At 74.4% G+C, this 6,019-nt stretch carries 6 protein-coding genes; 5 read left to right on the top strand and 1 reads right to left on the bottom strand.

The genetic code is table 11. From position 1 onward, the window contains the following. Positions 1 to 54 precede the first annotated feature (54 nt). The 5 genes from E1193_RS29345 (at position 55) to E1193_RS29325 (ending at position 5,536) form a co-directional block, all read left to right on the top strand. A complete protein-coding gene (locus E1193_RS29345; protein ID WP_132186409.1) occupies positions 55 to 1,443 on the top strand; it encodes a YcaO-like family protein in 1,389 nt (462 codons plus the stop codon). Continuing rightward, positions 1,440 to 2,618: a YcaO-like family protein gene (locus E1193_RS29340; RefSeq protein WP_132186408.1), complete on the top strand. Its 1,179-nt coding sequence runs from the start codon at positions 1,440 to 1,442 to the stop codon at positions 2,616 to 2,618. Before E1193_RS29345 ends, E1193_RS29340 begins: the two co-directional genes overlap by 4 nt. 81 nt (positions 2,619 to 2,699) lie before the next feature. Beyond that, on the top strand, positions 2,700 to 3,644 hold the full coding sequence (locus E1193_RS29335) for an ABC transporter substrate-binding protein (protein ID WP_132186407.1): 945 nt from the start codon (positions 2,700 to 2,702) through the stop codon (positions 3,642 to 3,644). Continuing rightward, positions 3,645 to 4,700 (top strand): iron ABC transporter permease, encoded by a 1,056-nt coding sequence (locus tag E1193_RS29330; RefSeq protein WP_132186406.1) that lies wholly within the window; start codon positions 3,645 to 3,647, stop codon positions 4,698 to 4,700. It begins immediately after the preceding gene. Further along, positions 4,697 to 5,536 carry an ABC transporter ATP-binding protein gene (locus tag E1193_RS29325; protein WP_132186405.1) on the top strand — a complete coding sequence of 280 codons (840 nt, stop codon included), beginning with the start codon at positions 4,697 to 4,699 and terminating at the stop codon, positions 5,534 to 5,536. The genes E1193_RS29330 and E1193_RS29325 overlap by 4 nt, the downstream gene beginning before the upstream one ends. 167 nt (positions 5,537 to 5,703) lie before the next feature. On the opposite strand, the gene E1193_RS29320 is transcribed toward E1193_RS29325, so the two are convergent. Next, positions 5,704 to 6,019 (bottom strand): cellulose binding domain-containing protein (locus E1193_RS29320; RefSeq protein ID WP_207922919.1); only part of this gene is annotated, 316 nt, incomplete at its 5' end.

Raw genomic sequence — 6,019 nt, 5'->3', positions numbered from 1 at the left:
GCTCACCATCGACACGCTGGCGCTGCACACGCCCACACCCAAGGAGAGCCAGCCGTGGACGCGCTGATCGACACCCGCACCGGCGTCGTGCGGGGCACCGTCCGGCTGCCCGTCGAGCAGTGGTGGCCGTCCGGCCTGGACATCGTGGTCGCGGACGTGGCCGACATGATGCGCCACCTGCCCTGGCCGGCCGACCGGGTCGCCACCGGCACCGCGTTCGCCGACCCCGAGCAGGCCCGCCGGTCCGCCGTCGGTGAGGCCGTCGAACGCTACTGCGGCAACTTCGTGCCCGCCGGGCTGCGCCGGGCCAGCTACCGGCAGCTGGCCGCCAGGGGAGACCGCGCCGTCGACCCGACCGCGTTGGCGCTGCACTCGCCGGCCCAGTACGCGCAACCCGACTTCCCGTTCGAGCCCTTCACCTCGGACGTGGAGGCGCTGTGGACGGCCGGCTACGCCCTGTCGGACGGCGCACCGACGGCCGTGCCGGCGTCTCTGGTCTACGTCAACTGGCTGATACCGCCCCGGCAGGACGAACCGCGTACCAACTTCTCGATGCTGTCCGGGCTGGCGGCCGGGCCCACCCGTACCGCCGCGGAGACCGCCGCGCTGGAGGAGGTGATCGAACGGGACGCCACGGTGATCTGGTGGGCCAACGCGCTTGCCGCCCGCCCGGTCGACGTGGCCCACCCGGCGCTGTCCCGCCTGCTGGTGCCGGACCCGGAACGGGGCCCGGGCTGGGCCCGGGCCGCCGGCACCCCGGCCGACATCCGCTACCGGGTGATCGCCATTCCGACCGTGTTCGACGTCCCCGTCATCGGGGTGCTGCTCGACGACCCCGAGCTGCGGATCACCGCCATCGGCGTCGCCGCCCGGCCCGCACCGGCGTCGGCGGTCGCCAAGGCCCTCGCCGAGGCGGTCACCCTGCGCCGGTACGCCGTCGGCCTGCTCGACCCGGACGGCGAGATCTGGCGGGCGGCCCGGACCGGGCTCATCGACGGCACCATCTTCCACCCCTGGCGCGCCGACCGGTGCTACGCCCGCTCGTACCGGCCGGACTGGGCCGACGTGGTGGACCTCGGCTGCCACGGCCAGCTCTGGCTCGACCCGGCCATGCGCGCGCACCTGCACCCGATCACCGGCGGTGACGAGCTGGTCGGGCTCGACGACCTGCCGCACCTCGACGGCGACATCCGGGCCGCCTACCTGCGTCGGCTGGCCGCCCAGGGCATCGAGGCGGTCGCCGTGGACGTGACGACACCGGACGCCGCGACCGCCGGGGTCTTCGTGGTGCGGGTGGTGGCCCCCGGCGCCTACGGCAACCCGCCGGCGGCCTACCCGTTCCTCGGCGGGAGCCGGCTCTACACCGACCCCGTCCGACTCGGTCTGCGTGCGACACCGCTGCCCGAGGCGGACGTCAACCGCGTCCCACTCCCGCACACATGATCACCGACCGGCGTACCGGCCTCGTCACCGCGCTGCACCACGAACGCCTGCCGGTCGGCCTGCACGTCACGCACGCCGACCTCGCCTGGCTGGGTCCGGCCGGCGGGCGACCCACCGTGTCCGGGTCGTCGTGGACCTGCCCGGACGCCGCGACCGCCGCCGCCCTGGGCGAGGCGATGGAACGCTACTGCGGGCATCGCACCCCACGGCCCGCCACGGTCGACACCTGGCACGGCCTGACCGCGGGCGGCCACCTCGCGGTCGACCCGCGGCTGCTCGTCCTGTACCGCCCGGACCAGCACGTGCCGTTCACCGGCCTGGACCGGGACGACCGGATCGCCTGGGTCGCCGGCACGGACGGACACCGGGCGCGGGTCTGGGCGCCGGCGTCGCTGTGCTCGCTTTCCCCACCGGCCACCGGGCCGGCGCCCCACCTGCCCGTCGCGGCCGGGATCGCGGCCGGCCGCACGTGGGCGCGGGCCCGCGCCGCCGCGCTGGCCGAGGTCGTCGAACGCCACGCCCTGGCCACCTGCTGGCACGCCGGCACCCGGTTCCCGCTGCTGAGACACGCCGTTCCCGGCTTTCCCGGGACGCTGCGGGCCGTGCCGAACCTGCTGTCCGCACCCGTCGTGCTGGCCGTGACCGAGGACCACGACGGGCTGCTCGGCGTCGGCTGCGCGCTCGCCGCGGACGCCACCTCCGCCGCCGGCAAGGCCGCCGCCGAGGCGTGCCAGAGCCTGCGGACGGTCCGGCTGGTCGCCGACGGGGCCCTGGACTGGCAGCCGCTGCGGCCACACCGGGCGGACCGCCGCTACGCCGATTCGTACGCCCCCGACCTGTCCGACGCCACCGACATCGTCTGCCACGCGCAGCTGCTCGCCGACCCCCGCGTAGCCGGGGCGGTCACCCGCCGGCTCGCCGGCGGTGATCCCGTCCCGGAGCACCACGGCTGGGCCGCCGCCGGTCGCGACCTGGACGCGGCTCTCGCCGCCCATGACCTCGCCGTGCTCACCGTGGATCTCACCACCGCGGACGTCGCCGCGCTCGGTCACACCGTCGTCCGCGTCCTCGTGCCCGGCCTGCGGTCCACGGCGCCGGCCGCCTTCCCGTTCCTCGGCGCGGGCGTCGAACCCCTGCCCGACCGCCCCTGCCTCCTTCCGGTGCCCCATGTCTGACCGGCAGCGACCTGGCCCACCACACACCCGGCACCGCCCACCGCGCCAGCCCGCCGTTCCCACGAGAGGAAAACAACACCAATGAGAAGAACGCTCATCGCAGGGGCGTTGTCCTTCACCCTGGTCGCCTGCGGCGGACCCGCCGAGTCGACCACCGCCGGGGCCGGCGACGCCCCCGGGCCGAAGACCGTCACCAACTGCGGCCAGCAGTACACCTACCGGCAGACGCCGCAGCGCATCGTCACCTCCAGCACCCCGGCGACTGAGTTGGTCCTGTCGCTGGGCCAGCGCGAGCGCCTGGTCGGCACCGTCGCCCCGGGTGAACTGCTGCCCGAGTACGCCGGCGACATGCAGGGGGTGGCCATCATCGCCAAGAAGGCGTTCCCCCCACCGTCGAAGGAGACCGTGCTCGCCGCCCGTCCCGAACTCGTGGTCAGCGCCTACCCCGACGACTACGGGCCCAAGGCCCTCGGTGACCGGGCGAAGCTCGCCGGGGAGGGCGTCAACTCGTACCTGCTGTCGGGTGCCTGCCAGGGCCACAAGGCCACGCTGGAGGACACCTACGCCGACCTGAAGAACCTCGGCGACCTGCTCGGCGCGGCGGACAAGGCCGACGCGGTGGTCACGAAGCTGCGCGGCGAGGTCGACGCCGTCAAACCGGTGTCCGGCAACCCGACGGTGTTCGTCTACTCCGGCGGCAAGGACAAGCCGACGACGCCCGGGACGCACTCACTGGTGGACGACCTGTTGCGCCGGGCCGGCGCCAGCAACGCCTTTCCGGAGGTCACCGGATACGGCCAGGTCAACTGGGAGGAACTGGTCAAGCGCGACCCGGACGCGATCCTGATCGAGGACCAGGCATTCGAGCCCGCCGACGCGGCGATCGCCTTCCTGACCAGCTACCCGCCGATCCAGGGCGTCACCGCCGTCAAGCAGAAGCAATTCATCGTCGTCCCGGTCAACGACAACCAGCCGGGGCTGCGCTCCGGCCGGGCCCTGCGGACCATCGTCGCCGGGCTCGGCTGAGTGACCACCCGTACCGCCGCCCCCGCCGTGGTCGTCCGGGCCAGGGCGGGGGCCTTCCGGCTCCCGCTCACCGGATGGCTCACCCTGCTGACCGTCGCGCTCCTCGCCTCGGTCGCCGCCGCTGTCAGCCTCGGCCCCGTCGCCATCCCCCTCGACGTCGTGTGGCACGTCATCGGCCACGAACTCGGCCTCGCCGACGGCGCCGGCATCATCGGCCCGGACCGGGCGATCGTCTGGGGCATCCGCCTGCCGCGCGTCCTCCTGGGCGCCGTCACCGGCGCCGGGCTCGCCCTGGTCGGCGCCGTGCTCCAGGCCGTCCTGCGCAACCCGCTCGCCGACCCGTACCTCATCGGGGTCACCTCCGGCGCGTCCCTGGGCGCCGTCAGCGTGATGCTGATCGGCCTGTCTCCGCTCGCCGTCGTCTCGGTGCCGGCCGGCGCGTTCACCGGCGCGATCGCCGCCTTCGCCGTCGTCCTCGCCCTCGGTCGCGCCAGCACCGTCCGGTTGATCCTGGCCGGCGTCGCCGTCGCCGCGCTGTGCGAGGCCGTCACCCAGTACGTCGTGCTGACCACACCGGACCGGGACGTGCGCTCCGCGCTGCACTGGACCCTCGGCGGGCTGGCCGGCACCGAGTGGGGGCACCTGCCCGTCGCGGTCGCAGTGACGGCGGCGGCGGGCGTCTGGTTCGTCACCCACATCACCCGGCTGAACGCGCTGACGCTCGGCGACGACACCGCCGCCAGTCTCGGCGTGGACGGCGAGCGGGTACGCCGCCACCTCATCGTCGGCTGCGCCCTGGTGACCGCCAGCCTGGTCTCCGTCACCGGCGGAATCGGTTTCGTCGCCCTCATCGTCCCGCACACCATGCGGCTGCTGGTCGGGCCCGACCACCGGCGTCTCCTGCCGGTCGCCGGCCTCGCCGGCGCGGTCTTCCTGGTCTGGGTGGACCTGGCCGCGCGCACCGTCAACGACCCGGACGAGGTGCCGATCAGCGTCATCACCGCGCTACTGGGCGCCCCCTTCTTCCTGTACCTGCTGCGGAGGGCACGCACGTGACCCCGGCCCGCCTCGACCTACGCCGGGTCTCCTGGGGGCCCCGCGGCGCGATGATCGTGCGCGACGTCGACCTCGCCGTCGAACCCGGCGAGATCGTCGGGCTCCTCGGCCCCAACGGCAGCGGCAAGTCCAGTCTGCTGCGGTGCGTCTACCGCAGGAACCGGCCCACCGCCGGTTCGGTCCTGCTGGACGGGACGGACGTGTGGCGCCAGCCCGCCCGGCAGGTGGCCAGGCACGTGGCCGTGCTCACCCAGGACACGCCGGTGGATCTTGAGCACACCGTCGCCGACCTGGTCGCGCTGGGCCGGGTGCCGCACCAGTCCGCCGTCGGCGGTGCCGGCGCGGACGACCATCAGGTCGTCACCGACGCCCTGCGTCGATGTTCCCTCGACGACCTCGACGGCCGACGCGTGGCCACCCTGTCCGGCGGGGAACGCCAGCGTGCCCACCTCGCCCGGGCCCTGGCCCAGCAGCCACGGTTGTTGCTGCTCGACGAGCCGACCAACCACCTCGACCTCGCCCACCAACTGGCGGTGCTCGACCTGGTCTGCGGCCTGGGGGTCACCGTCGTCGCCGCCCTGCACGACATCGAACTCGCCGCCGCGTACTGCGACCGGCTGGTCGTCCTGCACCGGGGCGCGGTCGCCGCCGCCGGCCCGCCCCGGGACGTCCTCACCGATCGGCTCCTGCGTGACGTGTACGGCGTCGCGGCCGAGGTGACCGACGACGGCAGCGGCCGACTGCGCCTGCGGTTGCCCGAGCCGGCGCACCGCCGGGGCGGACGCGGACGGCTGGTCGAGCGGGACCAGACCACGGCGAGCACGGCGTCACGGTGACGACCGGGTGGCGACGCTGGTGCCGCTGACGTTGCCCGTGCCCCACGGTCGCCGTGGCCCGGGCGGGGCGGGCGGCCGGGGAGCGGTTGCTCTTATCTGGACCGCGACCAGAGCCCGGCCCGAGGCCGTGGTGGACGCGTCGTCCGCCCACGGCCCAGGGCGGTGGATCAGGCGACCGTGCAGGCGGTCCCGTTCAGGGTGAACGAGGTCGGCCTTGCGGTGTTGCCGGTGTGGTTGGCCTGGAAGCCGATGTTCACCGACGCGTTCGGCGCGATGCTCCCGTTGTAGGAGACGTGACGCGCGGTCACCGCGCCGCTGGTCGGCGTGTACGTGGCGTTCCAGCCGCTGGTGATGCTCTGCCCGGTCGGCAGCGTGAAACCGAGGATCCAGCCGTTGACCGTGCTGGCGCCGGTGTTGGTGATGGTGATCGAGGCGGTCAGGCCGGTGTTCCACGCGTTGACCGTGTACCCGACGCGGCAGGGC

Origin of the sequence: Micromonospora sp. KC606, assembly GCF_004348675.1 — a bacterium.
Taxonomy (GTDB): Bacteria; Actinomycetota; Actinomycetes; order Mycobacteriales; family Micromonosporaceae; genus Micromonospora.
This window is presented reverse-complemented; position numbering and strand designations above follow the sequence as displayed.

Coding starts and splice junctions, on each gene's coding strand:
- E1193_RS29340 (WP_132186408.1), top strand. CDS start 1,440: ATGATCACCGACCGGCGTACCGGCCTCGTCACCGCGCTGCACCACGAA.
- E1193_RS29335 (WP_132186407.1), top strand. CDS start 2,700: ATGAGAAGAACGCTCATCGCAGGGGCGTTGTCCTTCACCCTGGTCGCC.